Origin of the sequence: Burkholderia sp. NFPP32, assembly GCF_900119325.1 — a bacterium.
Taxonomy (GTDB): Bacteria; Pseudomonadota; Gammaproteobacteria; order Burkholderiales; family Burkholderiaceae; genus Burkholderia; species Burkholderia pyrrocinia_C.
In genome coordinates this window covers 70896-93826 of sequence record NZ_FPJP01000023.1, presented here as the reverse complement: position 1 = coordinate 93826, position 22931 = coordinate 70896, and the positions used below count along the sequence as shown (strand labels likewise).

The window sequence follows — 22931 nt, the reverse complement described above, 5'->3', positions numbered from 1 at the left end:
TCCACCCGGAGTCTTCGCATGACCCTGCATATCGGCCTTCTCGTGTTTCCCGGCGTTCAGCAACTCGATCTCACCGGCCCGCACGACGTGCTCGCGTCGCTGCCCGACGCGGCCGTCCACCTGGTCTGGAAGTCGCGCGACGCCGTCGCGTCGAGCAGCGGCCTCGCGCTCGCGCCGACCTGCACGTTCGACGACTGCCCGCCGCTCGACGTGATCTGCGTGCCGGGCGGCATCGGGATCAACGACCTGCTGCTCGACGCCGAAACGATCGCGTTCGTGCAGCAGCGCGCGGCCACCGCGCGCTACGTGACGTCGGTCTGCACGGGCGCGCTGCTGCTCGGCGTGGCCGGCCTGCTGCGCGGTCGGCGTGCGACGACGCACTGGGCGTTCCACGCGCTGCTCGAACCGCTGGGCGCGGTGCCCGTGCGCGAGCGTGTCGTGCGCGACGGCAACCTGATCACCGGCGGCGGCGTGACGGCCGGCATCGACTTCGCGCTGACGATCGCCGCGGAGCTGGCCGGCGACGAAGAGGCGCAGGCGATCCAGCTTCAGCTCGAATACGCGCCTGCGCCGCCGTTCGACGCCGGCTCGCCCGACACCGCGCCGGCATCGGTCGTGAAGCGCGTCACCGAACGTTCGGCGGCCAGCTTTGCCAAACGCAAGCAGACAATCGAGCAGGCGCTGCGCGCGATGTCGCGCTGAATGCGGATGCCGGGGAATTGACCGGAAGACGACGCGCATTCGCGCCGGAGAACATATCGATGAACATCATCCGCAGCGCGGCATTCACCGCGGACCGCCCGTGGGGCGCGCTCGACATCGCGAACCTGAACGGCATCACGGTCCGCCTGCACAGGACCGACCAGCCGTATCGATGGCATGTGAACGATGGCGACGAAGTGTTCGCGGTGCTCGACGGCCGCGTCGAGATGCGCTACCGCGTAGCAGGCATCGAGCACGCGACGGTGCTCGAACCCGGCGACGTCTTCCACGCGACGGTCGGCACCGAGCACGTCGCGCATCCGCTCGGCGAAGCGCGCATCCTCGTGATCGAGACGGAAGGCAGCGTCTGACGGCGGGCCGCCGTGCGCCGTGCCGCGCGGCGGGTTTTACCCCGAGATCGTCCCCGTGCCCTGCGACGGGATCAGTTTCGGTTGCGGCGTGCACACGCACTGGCACAGGTCGTGTTCGAGCGCGACGACCTTGCCCATCACGGTCATCGTCCGCTCGCCGCCGTCCGACACGATCACGCCCGTCGTCTTGCACGCGGCGCAGAACACGGGCGCGCCGAGATAGGCGAGTTCGCGTCCGTCGAACGACGAATTGGCGATCCCTTCGAGCACCACGCCGCCGTGGTCGGTCGTGTCGCCCTTCAGAATGAATTTGCGGCTCATGATGTCGGTTCTTCCCTCGGAAACGCCGCGCCGCGCGGCGGCGAGGCCGCGCACGGGCAATCGGACACCGCCCGTCGATTGCGGGCGTCCCGCGAGGATATCACCGCTCGCGGCGGCCGCCGTCGCCCGCCCCGTCGAGTCAGTGCCGGACGGGCACCGGCAGACGGCGGTCAGATACGCATCGGTGCACTTGGACAGGAGGCAGTCGAGTCCTGCCGCGACCTGGCGATACGTCACGCCGCCGCTCGGACGAACAGCGCGATGCACAGCGCGGCGCCGCACAGATACGTGCCGATCGCGCCGATGAAACGCACGGGATTCGGCCTGGCCATCGTCGGCCACGCGAGCAATCCGATCACGAGCAGGCAGCGGCATGCGGTCGCCGCGACGATCAGCGACAGGATCGCGCGCGACGGATCGTGTGCGCCGAAATAGAGAAACAGCACCGCGAGAAACGGCGCGTATTCGGCCGTGTTGCCGTGCGCGCGCACGATCTTGTGCAACCCGTTCGTCGGATCGGGCGCACACCCGGATCCGGTGGTGCACCGGAAGCGCGTGACGGACACGACGAGTCCGAGCCCGAACAGCAGCAGCCCGAGGATGGCCGTGCAAACGAGCGCGACGGGATGGATCGGCATGGGAGTCCCGGCGAAAGCGGAAATGCGCCGCAGATCCGGCGATCCTACGCCCTGCCGGCGTGCACGGCTATCGCGGAAACCCGCAGCGTCGCCATGCGCCGGCCGCGATTTCGCGAACAGGATCCGGCCCGATTTGCCGCAATGCCGCACCGCACGAAACCGGTGCAGCGCCCCCTGCCCGGCCGCCCGGGCCTGCCCGCCGAAACCGTTGTCGCGCGGACGCTTAGGCACGGCACGCGCAAACGTTTCGCCGCGACGGCGTGCGCCGTCGCATCGCAACGCCGGTCGCCGCGCGTCACAGGCATGCGCGTTGCATCGGCGCATCTCGGTAGTGAACCGCCCTTGGCAGCCCGCGGTTGAGGACTACACTAATCCTTAATGGGGTGCGGCCAGACAGCCTGCGCCCTTAGGGAGACGCCGCCATGAATCGGCCGCTTAATCGTATCCTGCCGCGCGTGACCGGTCTCGCATCGGTCTGGACGTGGGTCAAATGGTCCTTGCTGGCCGCGCTGCTGATCGCGCTCGCGATCGTCGCGCGACTCGTGCAGACCGAGATCGAAACGTCCCGGCTGCAGGCGCGCTATCTGTCCGAGCTCACCCGCGATGTCGGCTACACGGTCGAAACGGGCCCGAGCGATCACATCCGCTTCCCCGCGAACGGCCCCTACGACCAGCGCCTCGGCTACGCGATGATTCCGTCGTTCCAGGAGCGGCTGCTCGCGCGCGGCTTCGTCGTCGGCAAGCAGGCGCGCGATTCGCAACGGATGCTGTCGCTCGGCGAGCGCGGATTGTTCCTCCCTTACGAAGAAAAAGACCAGACAGGCCTGATGCTGTTCGATTCGACCGGCGCGCCGCTGTTCGCGACCGCATTCCCGCAGCGCGTCTATGCCGACTTCGACACGGTGCCGCGCGTGGTCGTCGATTCGCTGCTGTTCATCGAGGATCGCTACCTGCTCGACGCGAACGAACCGAACCGCAACCCGGCGATCGACTGGGGGCGCTTCAGCCGCGCGCTCGCCGACCAGGCGCTGCACGTCGTCAACCGTCACCAGGCGCGCCCGGGCGGCAGCACGCTCGCGACCCAGATCGAGAAGTTCCGCCATTCGCCGGAAGGCCGCACCGCGACGCCGCCCGAGAAGCTGCGGCAGATCGCGTCGGCGTCGGTCCGCGCGTATCTGAACGGCCCGCAGACGATGCTCGCGCGCCGCACGATCGTCGTGCACTACCTGAACTCGGTGCCGCTCGCCGCGCGGCCGCATATCGGCGAAATCACCGGCATCGGCGACGGTCTCGCCGCCTGGTACGGCCGCGACTTCAACGACGTGAACCGGATCCTGTCCGCGCCGACGACCGGCGACAACGACGACGAACAGGGCAAGACGTTCCGCGAGGTGCTGTCGCTGATCATCGCGCAGCGCGCGCCGTCGTACTTCCTCAACCGAGGCTATCCGGCGCTGCAGCGGCTGACCGACAGCTACCTGCGGCTGCTGTCGAACGGCGGCGTGATCTCGCCTGCATTGCGCGATGCCGCGCTGTCCGCGCAGATCGAACGCAGCGCGCCGCCTGCCGCCGCGCAGGTGCAGTCGTTCGTGTCGCGCAAGGCGGTGTCGTCCGCGCGTGCGTCGCTGCTGTCGGCACTCGGCATCAGCGACGTGTACCAGCTCGACCTGCTCGACCTGGAGGCGACCAGCACGCTCGACAACGGCGTGCAGCGAGCCGTCGCCGAGCGGCTCGCGAAGGCATCGACGCGCGACGGCGCGCAGGCCGCCGGCCTCTATGGCTACGAGATGCTCGCGCCGAAGGACGACCCGTCGCATCTCACGTACAGCTTCACGCTGTACGAACGCCGCAACGGCGCGAACATGCTGCGCGTGCAGACCGACAGCGTGAACGAGCCGTTCGACGTGAATCGCGGCGGCCGCATCAACCTCGGCTCGACCGCGAAACTGCGCACGCTGATCACGTACCTGCAGATCGTTTCCGACCTGCACGCGCGCTATGCGAACCTGTCGAACGCGCAGCTTGCGCGCGTGAAACCCGACCCGGTCGACGGGCTGTCGCGCTGGGCGCTCGACTATCTGTCGCATACGCGCGACCGCTCGCTGCAGGCAATGCTCGACGCGGCCGTCGAACGCAAGTACTCGGCGAGCCCCGACGTGTTCTACACGGGCGGCGGCGCGCAGGTGTTCTCGAACTTCGAGAAGTCGGACAACGGCCGCATCCTGACGCTGCACACTGCGTTCGAGCATTCGGTCAACCTCGTGTTCGTGCGGCTGATGCGCGACATCGTCCACTACGAGACGCTGCAGGCGGCCGGCCCGTCGTCGTCGTGGCTCGGCGATCCCGAACAGCGCCGGCATTACCTGCAGCAGTTCGTCGACGGCGAAAGCCAGGTCTACGTGAAGCGCTACTACACGCGCTATGCGGGCAAGGCACCCGACGACGCACTCGCGCTGATGCTGAAGGACGTGCGCAAGTCGCCGCCGAAGATCGCGACGGTGCTGCGCAGCGTCGCGCCGAACGAATCGCTCGCGTGGTTCGATGCGCAGATGCGCGCGCAACTGAAGGGCACGCCGGCCGCGACGCTGTCCGACGACGATCTCGCCGCGCTCTACGCGAAATACGCGATCGACCGGTTCAACCTCAACGATCGCGGCTATATCGCGAGCGTGCACCCGCTCGCGCTGTGGACGCTCAACTACCTGCGCGCGCACCCGAGTGCGCCGCTCGGCGAGGTCCAGCGCGAGAGCCGCGATGCGCGCTTCTACACGTATTCGTGGCTGTACAAGACGCGCTACCACGCGACCCAGGACCGCCGCATCCGCCGCATGGTCGAGCTGCGCGCGTACGCGGAGATCACGAAGTCGTGGCGCGCGCTCGGCTACCCGTTCGCGGAAGTCACGCCGTCGTACGCGGCCGCGATCGGCGCATCGGGCGACCAGCCCGACGCGCTCGCGAAACTGATCGGCCTGATCGCGAACGGCGGCCAGAAAGCGCCGACCGAGACGATCACGCGGCTCGACTTCGCGAAGGGCACGCCGTACGAGACGCGCTTCGTGCGCGCGACCGCGCAGCCGCAGCCGATGCTGTCGCCGGAAATCGTCAACGTGGCGCACACGCTGCTGCGCGACGTCGTGCTCAGCGGCACCGCGCGCCGCCTCGCGGGCGGCTTCACGCTGCCCGACGGCAAGACGCTCGAGGTATACGGCAAGACGGGGACGGGCGACCAGCGCTTCAACGTCTACGCGCGCGGCGCGCGGCTGATCGAATCGCGCAAGGTGAACCGCAGCGGCACGTTCGTGTTCGTGATCGGCGACCGGTTCTTCGGGGTCCTGACGGCAACCGCGCACGAACCGTACGCGGCGCGCTACGACTTCACGAGCGCGATGGCCGTGCAGTTGCTGAAATCGATGGCGCCGGCGCTCGCGCCGCTGATCGAACGTCCGGCCGCCACCGGCACGCACGCCGCGGAGCCCGCGCCGCAGGCGGAAATGCCCGCGCCGGGCGCCGCGTCGGCGCAACCTTCCTGACCGCGGCACGTAAGTTCACGCGATGGCACGCCGCTCAGTGCGAGCGGCCGTCGTAGTGCGTGACGGGCAGCGCGTCGAGGTCGATATCCTCGAGGCAGCGCACGTTGATCGCGGCCATCGCGGTGCCGTTCGGATGAACGCCCTCGGCGAACGGATGCATCCCGCAGCGCTTGCAGAAGCGATGCCTGATCACGTGCTTGTTGAACAGGTAGGTCGCGAGATTCTCGTCGGGCGTGAGGAGCTTCATGTGGTCGCGCGGCACGAACCACATCAGCGCGCCCTTGCGCTGGCAGATCGAGCAGTTGCACGCCATCACGCCCTGCAGGTCGCCTTCCGCTTCGAACTTCACGTCTCCACAGTGACAGCTTCCGCGATAAAGCATGGTCGTCTCCCGGTGCGGCCGGTGCGCGTCGGCGGCGCCCGGACGGACGCCGTTGGCCAGGCCGATTCAAGCGGGTACAGTAGCGCGCACATGCGCCGCGCGCAATGTCCGGCGGCGCCCGTCCTGACCCTCCCCAACCAAGGAAAACCATCATGCTCGAACTGCGCCCCGGCTGCGAATGCTGCGACAAGGACCTGCCGCCCGATTCGGCGGAGGCGCGCATCTGCACGTTTGAGTGCACGTTCTGCGCGACCTGCGCCGACGACGTGCTGAAAGGCCGCTGCCCGAACTGCGGCGGCGACCTGGTCGTGCGCCCGCGGCGGCCGGCGAGCCTGCTCGCGAAGTATCCTGCGTCGACGGAACGCATCCACAAGCCGGGCGGCTGCGCAAACGCCGCCTGACGGCGCCGCCCCGCCCGCCCCGTTCCGTCACGACATCTCGATCCGCGCGCGCGTCACCGCGAGCAGCGCCGCCATCGCGCGGCGCGCGCCGTCCTCGTCGCGCATGCGAATCGCATCGCTGACGGCCGTATGCTCGGCAAGCGACGCGTTGTACACGTCCGCGCGACGCGCATTCAGATGCAGTTGCGCCTCGAGCGTGCGGTCGATCAGCGCGCCGAGCGGCATCAGCAATTCGTTGCCGCCGGCCGCGAGCACGCTCAGGTGAAAGCGCAGGTCGGCGCGCACCCATTCGTCGACGTTGCGCGCGGCGGCCATCGCGCGCGCCGCGTCGTCGATCGCGTCGAACGCTTCCGGCGTATGCGCGCGCGCGGCAAGCGCGGCCGCGTACGGCTCGATCATCTCGCGCATCTCCTGCAGCTTCAGCGCGAACGCGAGCGGCGGCGCAACGCGCGCGTACCAGTCGAGCAGGTCGGCGTCGAGCAGGTTCCATGCGTGGCGCGGCCGCACGCGCGTGCCGACCTTCGGCCGCGATTCGACCAGCCCCTTCGACGTCAGTGTGCGCAGCGCCTCCCGCATCACCGTGCGGCTCACGCCGTACATCTCCATCAGGTCGGGCTCCCTCGGCAGCAGCGATTCGGGCGGATAGTCGCCGCGCAGGATCGCCGTCGCAAGCCGGAAAGCCGTCTGTCCATGCAGGTCGTGTTGAATGATCGTTCTCCGTTGGGCCCGCGTGCCGGCTGCCCACTATCTGCACAATAATGCTATTAATACTATTTTTTATCCGGCTACGCTAGGATAATCCTGAAAGCACGCGACCGCGCGCCGCGCCCGTGCGCCCGCGCCGGTCAACCATGGAGACTCGCATCGTGAAAATCACCCGCCTCGAAACTTTCGTCGTCCCGCCGCGCTGGCTGTTCCTCAAGATCGAAACCGACGAGGGCATCGTCGGCTGGGGCGAGCCGATCGTCGAGGGCCGCGCGCACACGGTCGAGGCCGCGGTGCAGGAACTGGCCGACTACCTCGTCGGCCGCGACCCGCTGCTGATCGAGGATCACTGGCAGGTGATGTACCGCGCGGGCTTCTACCGCGGCGGCCCGATCATGATGAGCGCGATCGCGGGCGTCGACCAGGCGCTGTGGGACATCAAGGGCAAGCATCACGGCGTGCCGGTGCACGCGCTGCTCGGCGGCCAGGTGCGCGATCGCATCAAGGTGTATTCGTGGATCGGCGGCGACCGGCCGAGCGACGTCGCGAACAATGCGCGCGCGGTCGTCGAGCGCGGCTTCAAGGCCGTGAAGATGAACGGCTCCGAGGAGCTGCAGATCGTCGACACCTACGACAAGGTCGAGCAGGTGATCGCGAACGTCGCGGCCGTGCGCGACGCGGTCGGCCCGCACGTCGGGATCGGCGTCGACTTCCACGGCCGCGTGCACAAGCCGATGGCGAAGGTGCTCGCGAAGGAGCTCGACCCGTACAAGCTGATGTTCATCGAGGAACCCGTGCTGTCGGAGAACGCCGAGGCGCTGCGCGACATCGTCAACCAGACCAACACGCCGATCGCACTCGGCGAACGGCTGTACTCGCGCTGGGACTTCAAGCACATCCTCGCGGGCGGCTACGTGGACATCATCCAGCCCGACGCGTCGCACGCGGGCGGCATCACCGAGTGCCGCAAGATCGCGACGCTCGCGGAGAGCTACGACGTCGCGCTCGCGCTGCACTGCCCGCTCGGCCCGATCGCGCTCGCCGCATGCCTGCAACTCGATGCGGTCAGCTACAACGCATTCATCCAGGAACAAAGCCTCGGCATCCACTACAACCAGGGCAACGACCTGCTCGACTACCTGCGCAATCCCGAGGTGTTCCGCTACGAGGACGGCTTCGTCGCGATCCCGCAGGGCCCGGGGCTCGGCATCGACGTCAACGAGGAGAAGGTGCGCGAGATGGCGAAGACGGGCCACCGCTGGCGCAACCCGGTGTGGCGCCACGCGGACGGCAGCGTCGCCGAGTGGTGAGCACGCTGCGTATCGCGCGGCTGCGGCCCGCGCGGTACGCATCGACTTCGGAACGGCCGCCCGACAGGCGGCCGATTTTTTGCATGCGCGGCGCGACGAACGGCACGTGCCGCGCACGCGCCGGCGACCTTGCTTCGCGCCATGCGGAGCCTGCCGTCAACCGAGCGCCGCGAACCCCGGCACGCTGAACGACAGCACGGCGGCCGCGACGAACACGCCGATCATCGTCATCCCTTCGAGATGCAGGATGTTGCGGAACGTGTGCGCATCCTCGGTCGACGCGGTGCGGCGCAGCCGCGGCAGCGCCGAGAAGCGGTTCAGGCCGCCGAGCACGAGCGCGAGCGCGACGAGCAGCAGCTTCAGCAGCAACACGCGCCCCCACGTGCTGCCGTCGAGCGGCGCGAGCGATCCGCCGAGCCCGCGCAGCGCATTGAGCACGCCCGTCGCGAGCAAGAATACGACCGCGATGATCGACGTACGCGACAGTTGCTGGCCGATGCGGATCAGCGCGCCGCGTGCGACCGACGAACCGAGCGCCGGCAGCACCGCGAGCCCGCCCGCGAGCACGAGGCCGCCCCACACGGCCGTCGCGAGCAGGTGCAGCGTCTGCACGCCGACCGCCGCGGACAACGCGCCCGTATCGGCCGCATGGCCGAGCGATGCCTTGCCGGCCGCGACCACGATCACCGCGAGCCACAGCACCGCGTGCGCGCCCGGGCCCTCCGGTTTCGCCAGCGCGACGATCGCGAGCACCACCGCGCCGGCGAACGCGACGCTCCACGCGAAGCCCGCGTGCGTCTGCATCAGCACGACGGGAATCGCGGCCAACGCGCCGCCGAGCCCCGCGCCGCTCATCGTCGCGGCCTCGTAGACCAGCCAGCCGAGATCCGCGAGCACGAGCGCCAGCGCCGCCGCGACCAGGGAATGTTGTGCGCGCAACCACGCGGGATGCGAAGGCGAGACGACCGGCCGCGCGCCGTCCTTGCCGAGCCAGGCCTTGAGCAGCGCCGAGCCGACCGCCATCGCGAACGCGGCGTCCATTAGCGCCGCGAGCGCGACCTGCCCGATCCACAAGCTGTCGAACTTCATTGCGCGCACCCTCCCGCAAACGGCCGGCCGGCGGCGCGGCGGCAACGGGACAGACAACGGGAACGAGGCAACGGCACGGTAGAAAACGTCATCGATGAATCCGGAAACGGGAGAAATGACTGGACCTGCGGCGGAGGCGGCGCCGCGCGACCCGCGAGTGTACGGTCTTCGATGGCGAAAGCGCACGCCGGTTCACTTCGCCGCTGTGCAATACGCGTCAAATTGTCGCAAGTCGTAAACAGACAGGAACCGCTGTCCTTTTGCCAAATAGCCGTCATTACCCATCGATGATAGAATGCCGCGTCGCAGCAGCCCGGCTGTCCTGCCGTCCATGCGCCGAGCCGATCGTAGCCCGGACAAGGTCCCCGACGAATAATCATGGAGTCTCGTGTGTCTTCAAGACGCCTCTTCCGTCCGCTGCTCGCCGTTCTGTTGATCGGCGGAGCGGGCCTTATGAGCGCTGCCCAAGCGCAGACCAAGCCCACGGAGCAAGCGCACGCCCAGCAGGCGCCGCTCAAGGCACCCGATACGATGGCCGAGCGCGTGCGCGGCTGTACCGCATGCCACGGCGTCCACGGCCAGGGTACGGACAACGACTACTTCCCGCGTCTTGCCGGCAAGCCGGCCGAGTACCTGTACAACCAGCTCGTCAACTTCCGTGACGGCCGGCGCAAGTACCCGCCGATGAACTATCTGCTGACGTACCTGAACGACGACTACCTGCGCGAAATCGCCGAGCACTTCTCGGCCGAACGTCCGCCGTACCCGACGCCGGCGAAGCCGACGCTGCCGGCCGCGACGCTCGCGCGCGGCAAGCAGCTCGTCACGCAGGGCGACCCGTCCCGCAAGCTGCCGGCCTGCGTGGCCTGCCACGGCGCAGGGCTGACCGGCATGCAGCCGGCGATCCCCGGCCTCGTCGGCCTGCACGCCGATTACCTGAGCGCACAGCTCGGCGCATGGCGCTCGGGCAACCGCCACGCAAAGGCACCGGACTGCATGCACGACATCGCAGCGAAGCTTTCCGACGAAGACGTGACGGCCGTGACCGCGTGGCTCGCCGCGCAACCGGCGCCCGCCAACCCCGTGCCGGCCCCGGCGCGCTCGATGAAGACTCCGCTCGCCTGCGGCAGCGAACCGCAATAAGGCAAGGGAGACAGACACAATGAAACGCAAGTCCCTGTTTGCACTCTCGGCTGTCGCGATCGTCGCGGCTGCCGCCCTCGTGCCGGTCCTGTGGCCGGGCAACGACACGCTGCACGGCGCTGCCGCCGTCGCGGCCACGCCGGCCGACCAGGCCGCGCTGATCAAGAAGGGCGAATACCTCGCGCGCGTCGGCGACTGTATCGCGTGCCACACCGTGCGCGGCGGCAAGTCGTTCGCGGGCGGCCTGCCGATGGCGACGCCGTTCGGCACGATGTACACGCCGAACATCACGCCGGACGACAAGGACGGCATCGGCAAGTGGACGTCGGACGACTTCTACCGCGCGATGCACACGGGTCGCTCGAAGGACGGCAGCCTGCTCTACCCGGGCTTCCCGTTCGCGAGCTATACGAAGGTCACGCGCTCGGATTCGGACGCGATCTACGCGTACCTGCGTTCGGTCCCGCCGGTGTCGGTGCCGAGCCGTCCGCACGAACTGAAGTTCCCGTTCAACAACCGCAACCTGCTGATCGGCTGGCGCACGCTGTTCTTCAAGGAAGGCGAGTACAAGCCGGATCCGACGAAGTCGGTCGAATGGAACCGCGGCGCCTACCTCGTCGAAGGCCTCGGCCACTGCTCGATGTGCCACACGTCGATCAACATGATGGGCGGCCCGGTGAGCTCGTCGGCGTTCGCAGGCGGCCTGATCCCGCTGCAGAACTGGTATGCGCCGTCGCTGACGAACGACAAGGAACTCGGCCTCGGCGACTGGCACGTGCAGGAGCTGTCCGACCTGCTGCAGGCCGGCGTGTCGCAGAAGGGTGCGGTGTTCGGCCCGATGGCGGACGTGGTCCACAACAGCCTGCAGTACATGACCGACGAAGATACGCGCGCGATGTCGACGTACCTGAAGTCGATCCCGCAGAAGGCTGAAGCGCCGAAGAACATGCAGTACGAGCCGTCGAAGCAGTTCGGCAATGCGCTGTTCGACCAGGGCAAGAAGATCTACGCCGACAACTGCGCGACCTGCCACGCCGAAACCGGCGCGGGCAAGCCGCCGGCATATCCGCCGCTCGCGGGCAACCACTCGATCATGATGGAATCGGCGGTCAACCCGATCCGCATGGTGCTGAACGGTGGCTATCCGCCGAGCACGTTCAAGAATCCGCGTCCGTACGGCATGCCGCCGTTCGCGCAGTCGCTGTCGAACCAGGAAGTCGCAGCCGTTGTAACGTATATCCGGATGTCGTGGGGCAACAACGGTACGCCGATCTCGCCGCAACAGGTGAGCGACCTGCGTTCCGCGCCGCTTGACTAAATAACGCGTGACGCAAACGGGGCGCGGCTGCGGGAAAACCGCAGCCGCGCCCCTTTGCTTTTTGCGACGCCAGTCCCCGCGCGGGCCGCGCGAGGTGTCGCCGATCATAAAACTCAAGAGTGGTATCTATGTCTTTCGAATCTCTCGGCCTGGCCGAACCGCTTGTCAAGGCGGTCAACGAGCTCGGCTACACGTCGCCGACTCCGATCCAGCAGCAGGCGATCCCCGCCGTGCTCGGCGGCGGCGACCTGCTCGCCGGCGCACAAACAGGCACCGGCAAGACCGCCGGCTTCACGCTGCCGATCCTGCAGCGCCTGCACACGTTCTACGCCGAGCATCGCGGCGCGAAGCGCGCGGTGCGCGCGCTGATCCTCACGCCGACGCGCGAACTCGCCGCGCAGGTCGAGGAAAGCGTCCGTGCCTACAGCAAGTACCTGAAGCTGCGCTCGACCGTGATGTTCGGCGGCGTCAGCATCAATCCGCAGATCGATGCGCTCAAGCGCGGCGTCGACATCGTCGTCGCGACGCCGGGGCGCCTGCTCGACCACATGCAGCAGAAGACGATCGACCTGTCGGATCTCGACATCCTCGTGCTCGACGAAGCCGACCGGATGCTCGACATGGGCTTCATCCACGACATCAAGCGCGTGCTTGCGAAGCTGCCGCCGCAGCGCCAGAACCTGCTGTTCTCGGCGACCTTCTCCGACGAGATCAAGGCGCTCGCCGACAGCCTGCTCGACTCGCCCGCGCTGATCGAGGTCGCGCGCCGCAACACGACCGCCGAGAGCGTCGCGCAGAAGATCCACCCGGTCGACCGCGACCGCAAGCGCGAGCTGCTCACGCACCTGATCCGCGAACACAACTGGTTCCAGGTGCTCGTGTTCACGCGCACCAAGCATGGCGCGAACCGGCTCGCCGAACAGTTGACGAAGGACGGCATCAGCGCGATGGCGATCCACGGCAACAAGAGCCAATCGGCCCGCACGCGCGCGCTTGCCGAGTTCAAGAACAGCACGCTGCAGGTGCTCGTCGCGACCGATATCGCCGCGCGCGGGATCGACATCGACCAGTTGCCGCACGTCGTCAACTTCGACCTGCCGAACGTGCCCGAGGATTACGTGCACCGGATCGGCCGCACGGGCCGCGCGGGCGCGACCGGTGAAGCCGTGTCGCTCGTGTGCGTCGACGAGAAGCAACTGCTGCGCGACATCGAGCGGCTGATCAAGCGCGAGATTCCGCAGGAAGTGATCGCGGGCTTCGAACCCGATCCGAACGCGAAGCCGGAGCCGATCCAGCAGCGCCGCGGGCAGCAGCAACCTCGCAGCGGTGGTGGTGGTGGCGGCGGCAATCGCCAGCCGCGCGCAGGCGGCTCAGGCCAGCCGGCCGCGAAGCGCGACGGCAACGCGCAACCGAAGGCATCGCAGCAGAAGGCCGCGAAGCCGCGCACGCAAGGCGGCGCCGGCGGCAGCGGCGGACGCCCGGCGGGCGGCGGCAACAGCGCGCGCCCCGCGAGCGGCAACGCTGCGCACCCGAACCGCAACCGTTCGTCGCGCAGCGGCCAGCGCGGTCACTGAAGCCGCGCGGCCGCGCGCCGCAGGTGCTCGACCTGGCGTTGCCAGCGCGCGAGCACCGCGGCGCGCTCCCCTTCCAGCGTGAACGTGACGCCTGTCGCGAGACGCGCATAACCGACCCGCTGCGCATCGCCGTGCGCGATCGTCGCAGCGAATCCGGCCAGTCCGCCGAAGTCGCCTTCGAGCGGCTCGATCCTCAATTGCGCCTGAAAGAATGCGCCGTCCGCGACGAGCGTCAACGCGGCCGCGCGCCGTTGCGCGAGCGCGCGCGCCGCACGCGATTGCGGCCATAGCGCCAGCAGCAGCGTGCGCGCATCGTGCGCATAGATCTCGCCGACGCCGAGCAGCGTCGTGCGCAACTGGCCGTCGTCGGTCGCGACGATCAGCGACGCGGCGATATCGGCATGACGCTCGAGCGCGGTGCCGTCGAACAGCGATACGACGGCCGGCGGCCACGCGTCGAACGTCCATTGTTCGAGCGCGTGGCGATGGGTATCGGTCATGATGGCGTGGCCCCGGTGCGGATCAAGATCGGATGACGATGCGGCAGCATACGCCAGCCGGGCCGGGCCGCGGCGATCAGCGCAGGAATACGTGCCGCGTGATCTTCGTGAGCGGATAATGGACGCCCGGCTGGATCCTCGCGGGCAGGTCGAGCGGCTTGAGCAGCATCTTCACGCACATGTCGGCCGACAGGTTGCGCCGCACGAGCGTACTGATGCGCGCGGCGCGCTCGCGGTTGTACTGGCTGTCGCCGACGCGATCCGGATAACGAACCGCGAACACGTGGCGCAGCGCGATCTCGGAATCCTCGTTCTTGATTTCCATCACGCGACGCGCCAGCGCGCCGAGCACCGCGAGCCGGCCATTGCCTTCGAGCTTGTTGTACTTCTTGAAGAATTTGAAGAAGTGCTTGTAGTGACGCACTTCGTCCGTGCGGATGTTGTCGGTGATTTCCTTCAGCACGGGCTCGTCCGAGCATTCGTTGATCGCACGATAGAGCGTGGCCGTGCCCGTCTCGACGACGCAGCGAGCGACCATCTCGAGCGCGCGGGTCTTCTCGAATGCCTCGACCTTGCAGGTCTTCGAATACTCGGCGAAGAAATTCGCGAAGGCGGTATCCCAGTCGAACTCGGGCCACACGTGCGCGATGTACGCCTTCAGCGCGCGGCCGTGCTGCAACTCTTCGTGCTCCCATGCATTGTTGAGCCACTCGGATACTTCAGGATCGTCGTTGAAGAATTCGCTCAGATTGCTCGTGTAGAGATCCGAGCCGCTTTCGATGAACGACGACGCGCACAGCAGCAGCAGCAGATCCTCGTTCGCGGCGGCACGCTGACGGTCGATCCGGTTCAGGTCGATGTCCTCGATTCGCCACGGCATGACATGCGTCGTTTTAGTGTCCATGGTGGTGCGCTCCCAGTCGTCGCGCGGGGGCCGGCCCATGCCGTGGCACAGGCGCCGACCGTCCCGCAGGCGGCGTATTACTTGCGTTTCTAGTGAATTGGTCCGGCCGAACCATCCTGGCATCTTAGCCGGACTTTGACGTTCGTGCTCCAGAGCACTGACCATACCGGACAGGCGCAGTTCCACGGCGTCTGTTGCCGTTCGTTAGACGAGTCCTTCGAACTGCTTGCAGCCGTTCAGCAGTACGGTCGCATCAAACGAAACGGGCGGCCGTTCGGCCGCCCGTCGAGCGCATGAAATTGAGGCGAACCGTCAGAAGCCGGCCGCCAGACCGTCGCGCCGGCTGTCGCTCGCAGCCACGTAGCCGCGCTCGCGATCGTCGCGATCGAGACGCCAGATGAACTGCCCCGAACCGAAATCCATGTAAGGATCGTCGATCGACTTGATCGTATGGCCGCGTGCGGCCAGTGCGTCGACCGTCGCGCGATTCATCGTCGATTCGACGTCGAGCGTGAAGTCGCGGTTGACCTTCCAGCGCGGCGCATCGCATGCGGCCTGCGGCTGCTGCCCATGGCCGAGCATCCGCACGATGGTCTGCAGATGGCCTTGCGGCTGCATGTCGCCGCCCATCACGCCGAAGCTCATCACGGCCTCGGTGCGGCCGTCGACCTGCTCGGTCACGAACGCCGGGATGATCGTGTGGAACGGCCGCTTGCCGCCCGCGACGACGTTCGGCGAAGCCGGATCCATCGAGAAGCCGTGCCCGCGATTCTGCAGCGCAATGCCGGTGCCCGGCACCACGAGCCCCGAGCCGAAGCCCATGTAGTTCGACTGGATAAAGCTCACCATCATCCCGCGCTCGTCGGCGGCCGACAGGTAGATCGTGCCGCCCGAATGCGGCCGGCCGGCGCCGAAGTGCGTCGCGCGCGCGGGATCGATCTGCTTCGCGCGTTCGGCGAGATACGCATCGTCGAGCATCTGCTCGGGCGTGACTTCCATCGCGCGCGGATCGGCCACGTAGCGATAGACGTCCGCGAATGCGAGCTTCATCGCCTCGATCTGCAGGTGCTGCGAGTCGACCGAATCGAGCGGCCAATCGGTCACGCCCGCATGCTCGGCGATCCCGAGCGCGATCAGCGCGGCAATGCCCTGCCCGTTCGGCGGGATCTCGTGAATCGTGTGACGGCCGAAGCGCTTGCCGATCGGCTCGACCCACTCCGGCCGGTATGCGCGCAGGTCGGCTTCGGTCAGCGCGCCGCCGCCTTCGCGGGCGAACGCGGCGATGCGCCCGGCGAGCGCGCCTTCATAGAACGCACGGGCACCGTCCTTCGCGAGCGTGCGCAGCGTCTGCGCATGGCCTGGCAGGCACACGCGTTCGCCGACGAGCGGCGCACGGCCGCGCGGCATGAAGGTCTCCGCGAAGCCCGGCAGGCCCTGCAGCGCGGGCACCGCCGCCGCCCACTTGTGCGCGACGATCGGCGGCACCGCATAACCGCGCTCCGCGATCTCGATCGCCGGCTCGAGCAGGTCCGCGAACGGCAGCGAGCCGAACTTCGCGTGCAGCGCCTCCCAGCCCGCGATCACGCCCGGCACGGTGACGGTATCCCAGCCGCGCATCGGCTTGTTCGCGATGCCGTGCGCATCCTCGCCGTGGCGCTTGCGGAAATAGTCGACGTTCCACGCGGCCGGCGCGACGCCCGACGCGTTCAGCCCGGACAGCCGCTCGCCGTCCCACACGAGCGCGAACGCGTCGCCGCCGAGCCCGCAGGACACGGGCTCGACGACGGTAATCGCGGCCGCGGCGGCCAGCGCCGCGTCGACCGCGTTGCCGCCTTTCCACAGCATCCGCAGCCCGGCCTGCGCGGCGAGCGGATGCGACGTCGACACGACGTTGCGCGCGAATACCGGGATGCGGGTCGTCGGATACGGGTTGTGCCAGTTGAAGCCAGTCATCGGTGCCACCTCGTCGAAAGCTGAATGAACGCGCTGAACGCGTACCCGCGTGCGCGGGCAGTCCGCCATTGCAACGCGATCAGCGCAATCGCACAAATTCATTTGTCACATGAATCCATGCAATTCCCGCATGAATTTCACGCGGCCGTGCCGGCCAGGCCGGCCGAACGGCGTTGCCGCCCTTACAATACCCGCTCCGTCTCACGACACGACCACCGAGCCATGACCCGAGATCCCCGCCTCACCCTCAACGCGCGCCAGCAGGAACTGCTCGAATGGGTGCAGCGCGACGGCTTCGTGACCGTCGACGATCTCGCCGCGCACTTCGCGGTGACGCCGCAGACGATCCGCCGCGACGTGAACTGGCTCGCCGACCTGAACCTGCTGCGCCGCTACCACGGCGGCGCGAGCCTGCCGACCAGCTCGGAGAACGTGTCGTACACGGCGCGCCAGCGGATGTTCCACGACGAGAAGCGGCGCATCGCGGCGCTCGCGGCTTCGCACATCCCCGACCAGGCGTCGCTGTTCATCAACCTCGGCACGACGACCGAGGAAGTCGCGCGCGCGCTGAACCGCCACCACGGGCTGCACGTGATCACGAACAACCTGAACGTCGCGTCGATGATGAGCGGCTACCCCGACTGCGAGGTGCTGATCACGGGCGGCATCGTGCGGCCGTGGGACAAGGGCATCGTCGGCGAACTCGCGATCGACTTCATCCGCCAGTTCAAGGTCGACTACGCGATCATCGGCACGTCGGCGATCGAGGCCGACGGCACGCTGCGCGACTTCGACACGCGCGAGGTGCGCGTCGCCGAGGCGATCATGCAGCATGCGCGCACGGTCTACCTCGTGACCGACCATTCGAAGGTCGGCCGCCCGGCGCTGGTGCGCCAGGGCCACCTGAGCCAGGTGCACGCGCTTTTCACCGACAAGCCGCTGCCGCCCGAGATGGCTGACACGGTAGCCGCCGCCGGCACCCAGGTGTACGTCGCGGAATGATGCTTGCGAACGCGTCAGCGATGCTGCACCGCACCCGAAACTTCAAGTGAAATCAAGAAGTTGGCGCCGCGAGCGGACCGCTTGCGGTGCATCCTCCTGTCAAACGGAAAATTAACGGGGCACGATTTGTCGTTGCCCGCGCGCTCGACTAGACTCCAGTTCCCCGGCCCGTTCGCCCGATCCGCCTGTGCCAGGGCGGGTGCGAATCGCAGGGCCGGCGAATGCAGCTTTCCCCCCCAAGCCATACACCCCGCGGGGTATCGTGCGTCGGCGTTTGCGCCGGCCGCGCGGGCAGACCGGTTGCCATGGAGAGAACGATGCTGAGTCCGCATGAATTCGCCACGCTATTGCTTGTAAAGGACGCGCCTGACCAGCGCGACATGGATCGGGATGAACTGGACACACTGCTCGAACAGCAACTCGTCCGCCTTGAAGGACTCGGCTCGGGGCGCAAATACTGCGTGACCGAGACCGGCGACGCCGCGCTGCGATCCATCAAGTACCGCTATTCGTGAAACCTCGCTGTTCCTGACCTGACCGCGCGGCCGGACCGACTCCCGGCCGCGCGGTCGTTTCCGCTTCCTCCGCCGGTTCGCCTCACTCGGCCGCAGCCGGGGTCAGCCGCCGCGCAGCGTCGGATCGACCGCCGCCCGCCAGCTGATGGCCTGCGCGCGCGCACCGTTGAAATACGCGATCCAGCCGGCGCGCGCCGCCGCGTCGGGCGCCGCATAGTGCGTCGAAAGTTCGTTTACGAACGCACAATAGTTCGCTTCGGTCAGCCCGCGATATCGTTTCGCCACGTACGCGTCGTACAGCGTCGAGTAGACCGGCTGCGCGTCCGCGCCCCAGTCGCGCGCGGTGCCGCCGCACGACGTCTGCAGGTCGGTGAACGACGGCGCCCGCCAGTTGCCGGCGAGCGGCGGCGTGCCGGCGCTGCACCCCGCCAGAAGGACGGCGCACACGCCGGCCCACATCCCAATACGCATGATTCACCTCGCGAAACGGTCGAATGCGCCAGTATCGTCCGGGATCGCGCCGCGCGCTACTGGCCCCGCTTTTTCGAACTTTACTTTTTCGATTTCGTTCGTTAAATTTCGAATTCGAACATTTAGTGTTCGCCCATTTCCATCAGACGATAAGGACAGCAGGTGACCCAACCGAATCGCTACGATCTGCTCGTCGTCGGCGGCGGCATCAACGGCGCGGGGATCGCGCGCGATGCGGCCGGCCGCGGCCTGTCGGTCATGCTCTGCGAGCAGGACGATCTCGCGTCGCATACGTCGTCGTCCAGCACGAAGCTGATTCACGGCGGCCTGCGCTATCTCGAGTACAACGAGTTCGGGCTCGTGCGCAAGGCGCTGCAGGAGCGCGAGACGCTGCTGCGCGCGGCGCCGCACATCATGTGGCCGCTGCGCTTCGTGATGCCGCACATGCCGAACCTGCGTCCGGCCTGGCTGATCCGCATCGGCCTGTTCCTCTACGATCACCTCGCGAAACGCGAACTGCTGCCCGGCTCGCGCGGCATCGACATGCGCCGCCATGCGGCCGGCGCGCCGCTGATCGACTCGATCAAGCGCGGTTTCGTGTATTCGGACGGCTGGGTCGACGACGCGCGCCTCGTCGTGCTGAACGCGATGGATGCGAAGGAGCGCGGCGCCGAGATCCTGACGCGCACGAAGCTGGTATCCGCCGAACGCCGCGGCGACGAATGGGAAGCGCGGCTGCAGCACGCCGACGGCTCGATCCGCGTCGTGCATGCGCGCGCGATCGCGAACGCGGCCGGCCCGTGGGTCGGCGACGTGCTGCACGGCGCGCTCGGCCGCGGCGCACAGCACAGCGTGCGGCTCGTGAAAGGCAGCCACATCATCACGCGCCGCCTGTTCGATCACGATCACGCGTACATCTTCCAGAACCCGGACAAGCGGATCATCTTCGCGATTCCGTACGAACACGACTTCACGCTGATCGGCACGACCGACGTCGAATACACGAACGATCCCGCGAAGGTCGCGATCGATCGCGACGAGACGCAGTACCTGTGCGATTCGATCAACCGCTACTTCAAGCGCAAGATCTCGCCGGCCGACGTGCACTGGACTTATTCGGGCGTGCGCCCGCTGCTGGAAGACGAGAACGCGGCGAATGCATCGGCCGTCACGCGCGACTACCGCCTCGAGCTGGACGACGGCGCGGGCGCGCCGCTACTGTCGGTGTTCGGCGGCAAGATCACGACGTTCCGCAAGCTCGCGGAAGAAGCCGGCGACATGCTGTGCCGCGCGCTCGGCCGCGACGCGAAAACCTGGACGGCCGGCGTCGCGCTGCCGGGCGGCGACATCGCGAACGCGAAGTTCGACGTATTCGCCGACACGTTCGCGAAACGTCATCCGTGGCTGCCGGCCGCACTCGCCCGTCGTTATGCGCGCGCCTACGGCACGCGTGCGGAACGCGTGGTCGACGACGCGAAGTCGCTCGCCGATCTCGGCACCGAAATCGCGCCGGGCATCTACGACGCCGAACTGCGCTACCTGCGCGATGCCGAATGGGCGACCTGCGCACAGGACGTGCTGTGGCGCCGCTCGAAGCTCGGCCTGCACGTCGCGCCGGGCACGCTCGATGCCGTGACGGCCGCGGTCGACGCATGGTTCGCCGCCGTGCACGCGCCGCACGCCTGATCCGAAAGCAGTTGCAGTTGTCTGACCGAAGTTGACTCACCGACGCGCCGCCCCACATGCGGCGCGCATCACAACTAAGCCAATCCACGGATGGAGATGAGAGACATGCAGGACCAGTACATCCTCGCGCTTGACCAGGGCACCACGAGTTCCCGCGCGATGCTGTTCGATCGCCAGGGCAATATCGTGTCGATCGCCCAGAAGGAATTCGAGCAGATCTACCCGCAACCCGGCTGGGTCGAGCACGACCCTCAGGAAATCTGGTCGACGCAAGCCGGCGTCGCCGCCGAAGCCGTCACGCGCACGGGCCTGAACGGCACGTCGATCGCGGCGATCGGCATCACCAACCAGCGCGAGACGACGATCGTCTGGGATCGCGAGACGGGCCAGCCCGTCTACAACGCGATCGTCTGGCAGGATCGCCGCACGGCCGACTTCTGCGACTCGCTGAAGAAGCAGGGCCTCGAAGCGAAGGTGCGCGCGAAAACCGGCCTGCCGATCGATTCGTACTTCTCCGCGACGAAGATCCGCTGGATCCTCGACAACGTGCCGGGCGCACGCGACAAGGCACGCCAGGGCAAACTCGCGTTCGGCACCGTCGACAGCTGGCTCGTGTGGAACTTCACGAAGCACGAACTGCACGTGACCGACGTGACGAACGCGTCGCGCACGATGCTGTTCAACATCCATACGCGCGAGTGGGACAGCGAGCTGCTCGAACTGCTCGACATCCCGCGCAGCATGCTGCCGGAAGTGAAGGCGTCGTCGGAAATCTACGGCCATACGAAAACCACCGTATTCGCGTCGAAGATCCCGCTCGCGGGCATCGCCGGCGACCAGCACGCGGCGCTGTTCGGCCAGATGTGCACGACGTCGGGCATGGTGAAGAACACCTACGGCACCGGCTGCTTCCTGATGATGAACACCGGCGACAAGCCGATCGAGTCGAAGAACAACCTCGTCACGACGATCGCATGGCAGATCGGCGACGACGTGCAGTACGCGCTCGAAGGCAGCATCTTCATCGCGGGCGCGGTCGTGCAGTGGCTGCGCGACGGCGTCGGCATCATCAAGACGGCCGCTGAAATCGAAGCGCTCGCCGCGAGCGTGCCGCACACCGACGGCGTCTATCTCGTGCCCGCGTTCGCCGGCCTCGGCGCGCCGCACTGGAACGCGCGGGCGCGCGGTTCGGTGTTCGGCGTCACGCGCGGCACGACGGCCGCGCATCTCGCGCGTGCGGCGCTCGATTCGATCGCGTACCAGTCGCTCGACGTGCTGGCCGCGATGGAAGCCGATTCGGGCATCAGCATCGGCGAGCTGCGCGTCGACGGCGGCGCGAGCGCGAACGACCTGCTGATGCAGTTCCAGGCCGACCTGCTCGGCGTCGACGCGGTGCGTCCGCAGATCACCGAGACGACCGCGCTCGGCGCGGCCTACCTCGCGGGCCTTGCGATCGGCTACTGGAAGAACCTCGACGAAGTGCGAGACCAGTGGCAGCTCGATCGCCGCTTCTCGCCGTCGATGCCGAAGGAGCAGGTCGAACGCTGCATGGCCGGCTGGCAGCGTGCGGTGCGCGCCGCGAAGGCATGGGCCGACGATACCCAGTAATCGTCAGCCATCCAGACGAAATACAACAACACCGGCGGACCGCGCGGCGCGCGAGTCCGCCGCGACATACGAGAGACAACCATGTCACCTTATATTGCAGAATTCATCGGCACGGCGATCCTCGTGCTGCTCGGCAACGGCGCGGTCGCAAACGTGCTGCTTGCGAAGACCAAGGGCAAGGGCGCGGACCTGATCGTGATCGTGTGGGGTTGGGCGATGGCCGTATTCGTCGCCGTCTACGTGACCGCGTCGTTCAGCGGCGCGCACCTGAACCCGATCGTGACGATCAGCCTCGCGCTCGCGGGCAAGTTCGCGTGGTCGAAAGTCGGCGGCTACATCCTCGCGCAGATGCTCGGCGGGATGGCGGGCGCGCTGCTCGTGTGGCTCGCGTATCGCCAGCACTTCGCGAAGGAAGCCGATGCGGACCTGAAGCTCGCGGTGTTCTGCACGGCGCCCGCGATCCGCAGCGTCCGGCACAACGTGCTGACCGAGGCGATCTGCACGTTCGTGCTGATCCTCGGCGTGCTGTATCTCGCGTCGCCGCAGGTCGGCCTCGGCGCGCTCGACGCGCTGCCCGTCGGCCTGCTCGTGCTCGGCATCGGCATCTCCCTCGGCGGCCCGACCGGCTATGCGATGAGCCCCGCGCGCGACCTCGCGCCGCGCCTCATGCATGCGCTGCTGCCGATTCCCGGCAAGCGCGACAGCGACTGGCGCTATGCGTGGATCCCGGTGGTCGGCCCGCTGATCGGCGGCTCGCTCGCAGCCGTGCTCTATCTGCAACTGCACGTGCCGCACTGACGCGGCCCGT

General features: G+C 67.7%; 22 protein-coding genes. 13 read left to right on the top strand and 9 right to left on the bottom strand.

The features are described 5' to 3' along the window. Nucleotides 1-18 precede the first annotated feature (18 nt). Entirely contained in the window at nt 19-702 is a 684-nt protein-coding gene (locus tag BT264_RS30355) for a DJ-1/PfpI family protein (protein WP_072443421.1), read from the top strand. Nucleotides 703-761: 59 nt separating this feature from the next. Next, nucleotides 762-1073 (top strand): cupin domain-containing protein, encoded by a 312-nt coding sequence (locus BT264_RS30350; RefSeq protein WP_072443423.1) that lies wholly within the window; start codon nt 762-764, stop codon nt 1071-1073. 36 nt (nt 1074-1109) lie between these two features. Here BT264_RS30350 and BT264_RS30345 read toward each other — a convergent pair whose 3' ends face one another. Further along, nucleotides 1110-1394 (bottom strand): PAAR domain-containing protein, encoded by a 285-nt coding sequence (locus tag BT264_RS30345; protein ID WP_034179418.1) that lies wholly within the window; start codon nt 1392-1394, stop codon nt 1110-1112. A gap of 233 nt (nt 1395-1627) precedes the next feature. After that, nucleotides 1628-2032 carry an MAPEG family protein gene (locus BT264_RS30340; protein WP_072443518.1) on the bottom strand — a complete coding sequence of 135 codons (405 nt, stop codon included), beginning with the start codon at nt 2030-2032 and terminating at the stop codon, nt 1628-1630. Between the two features lie 422 nt (nt 2033-2454). Between BT264_RS30340 and BT264_RS30335 the strand changes: the two genes are divergently transcribed. Next, nucleotides 2455-5562, top strand: coding sequence for a transglycosylase domain-containing protein (locus BT264_RS30335; RefSeq protein ID WP_072443426.1), 3108 nt, complete (start codon nt 2455-2457; stop codon nt 5560-5562). Nucleotides 5563-5596: 34 nt separating this feature from the next. On the opposite strand, the gene BT264_RS30330 is transcribed toward BT264_RS30335, so the two are convergent. Next, the gene (locus BT264_RS30330; RefSeq protein WP_072443428.1) at nt 5597-5944 is read right to left on the bottom strand and encodes a GFA family protein; all 348 of its coding nucleotides are present in this window, start codon (nt 5942-5944) and stop codon (nt 5597-5599) included. A 152-nt stretch (nt 5945-6096) separates the two neighbouring features. On the opposite strand from BT264_RS30330, the gene BT264_RS30325 reads away from it, so the two are divergent. After that, a complete protein-coding gene (locus tag BT264_RS30325; protein WP_072443430.1) occupies nt 6097-6345 on the top strand; it encodes a DUF1272 domain-containing protein in 249 nt (82 codons plus the stop codon). Between the two features lie 27 nt (nt 6346-6372). On the opposite strand, the gene BT264_RS30320 is transcribed toward BT264_RS30325, so the two are convergent. Further along, entirely contained in the window at nt 6373-7056 is a 684-nt protein-coding gene (locus tag BT264_RS30320) for a FadR/GntR family transcriptional regulator (protein WP_072443432.1), read from the bottom strand. 155 nt (nt 7057-7211) lie between these two features. Here BT264_RS30320 and dgoD point away from each other — a divergent pair, with 155 nt between their 5' ends. Next, nucleotides 7212-8360 carry a galactonate dehydratase gene (gene dgoD / locus BT264_RS30315; RefSeq protein ID WP_072443519.1) on the top strand — a complete coding sequence of 383 codons (1149 nt, stop codon included), beginning with the start codon at nt 7212-7214 and terminating at the stop codon, nt 8358-8360. Nucleotides 8361-8516: 156 nt separating this feature from the next. Here dgoD and BT264_RS30310 read toward each other — a convergent pair whose 3' ends face one another. Then, the gene (locus tag BT264_RS30310) at nt 8517-9449 is read right to left on the bottom strand and encodes a CopD family protein (protein ID WP_072443434.1); all 933 of its coding nucleotides are present in this window, start codon (nt 9447-9449) and stop codon (nt 8517-8519) included. 378 nt (nt 9450-9827) lie between these two features. On the opposite strand from BT264_RS30310, the gene BT264_RS30305 reads away from it, so the two are divergent. From BT264_RS30305 to BT264_RS30295, 3 genes are all read left to right on the top strand, one after another. Further along, the gene (locus tag BT264_RS30305; protein ID WP_072443436.1) at nt 9828-10592 is read left to right on the top strand and encodes a c-type cytochrome; all 765 of its coding nucleotides are present in this window, start codon (nt 9828-9830) and stop codon (nt 10590-10592) included. 19 nt (nt 10593-10611) lie between these two features. Next, nucleotides 10612-11910, top strand: coding sequence for a c-type cytochrome (locus tag BT264_RS30300; RefSeq protein ID WP_034178951.1), 1299 nt, complete (start codon nt 10612-10614; stop codon nt 11908-11910). A gap of 128 nt (nt 11911-12038) precedes the next feature. Then, on the top strand, nt 12039-13484 hold the full coding sequence (locus tag BT264_RS30295) for a DEAD/DEAH box helicase (RefSeq protein WP_072443438.1): 1446 nt from the start codon (nt 12039-12041) through the stop codon (nt 13482-13484). On the opposite strand, the gene BT264_RS30290 is transcribed toward BT264_RS30295, so the two are convergent. From BT264_RS30290 to BT264_RS30280, 3 genes are all read right to left on the bottom strand, one after another. Further along, nucleotides 13478-13984, bottom strand: coding sequence for a hypothetical protein (locus BT264_RS30290; protein ID WP_072443440.1), 507 nt, complete (start codon nt 13982-13984; stop codon nt 13478-13480). The genes BT264_RS30295 and BT264_RS30290 overlap by 7 nt on opposite strands. A gap of 76 nt (nt 13985-14060) precedes the next feature. After that, complete coding sequence (locus tag BT264_RS30285; protein WP_034178954.1) at nt 14061-14888, bottom strand: ferritin-like domain-containing protein; 828 nt, start codon at nt 14886-14888, stop codon at nt 14061-14063. A 312-nt stretch (nt 14889-15200) separates the two neighbouring features. Beyond that, nucleotides 15201-16841, bottom strand: a complete 1641-nt coding sequence (locus BT264_RS30280) for a gamma-glutamyltransferase family protein (protein ID WP_072443442.1) — start codon at nt 16839-16841, stop codon at nt 15201-15203. A 222-nt stretch (nt 16842-17063) separates the two neighbouring features. Between BT264_RS30280 and BT264_RS30275 the strand changes: the two genes are divergently transcribed. Both BT264_RS30275 and BT264_RS30270 read left to right on the top strand, forming a co-directional pair. After that, nucleotides 17064-17843, top strand: a complete 780-nt coding sequence (locus BT264_RS30275) for a DeoR/GlpR family DNA-binding transcription regulator (RefSeq protein WP_006493999.1) — start codon at nt 17064-17066, stop codon at nt 17841-17843. A 317-nt stretch (nt 17844-18160) separates the two neighbouring features. Then, complete coding sequence (locus BT264_RS30270) at nt 18161-18358, top strand: hypothetical protein (protein ID WP_034179421.1); 198 nt, start codon at nt 18161-18163, stop codon at nt 18356-18358. A gap of 102 nt (nt 18359-18460) precedes the next feature. On the opposite strand, the gene BT264_RS30265 is transcribed toward BT264_RS30270, so the two are convergent. Continuing rightward, nucleotides 18461-18829 carry a hypothetical protein gene (locus tag BT264_RS30265; protein ID WP_072443444.1) on the bottom strand — a complete coding sequence of 123 codons (369 nt, stop codon included), beginning with the start codon at nt 18827-18829 and terminating at the stop codon, nt 18461-18463. A gap of 162 nt (nt 18830-18991) precedes the next feature. On the opposite strand from BT264_RS30265, the gene glpD reads away from it, so the two are divergent. From glpD to BT264_RS30250, 3 genes are all read left to right on the top strand, one after another. After that, nucleotides 18992-20515, top strand: coding sequence for a glycerol-3-phosphate dehydrogenase (gene glpD / locus BT264_RS30260; RefSeq protein ID WP_072443446.1), 1524 nt, complete (start codon nt 18992-18994; stop codon nt 20513-20515). A 105-nt stretch (nt 20516-20620) separates the two neighbouring features. Beyond that, nucleotides 20621-22123, top strand: a complete 1503-nt coding sequence (gene glpK / locus BT264_RS30255; protein ID WP_034178958.1) for a glycerol kinase GlpK — start codon at nt 20621-20623, stop codon at nt 22121-22123. Nucleotides 22124-22204: 81 nt separating this feature from the next. Further along, nucleotides 22205-22921 (top strand): MIP/aquaporin family protein, encoded by a 717-nt coding sequence (locus BT264_RS30250; RefSeq protein WP_034178959.1) that lies wholly within the window; start codon nt 22205-22207, stop codon nt 22919-22921. Nucleotides 22922-22931: the final 10 nt, after the last annotated feature.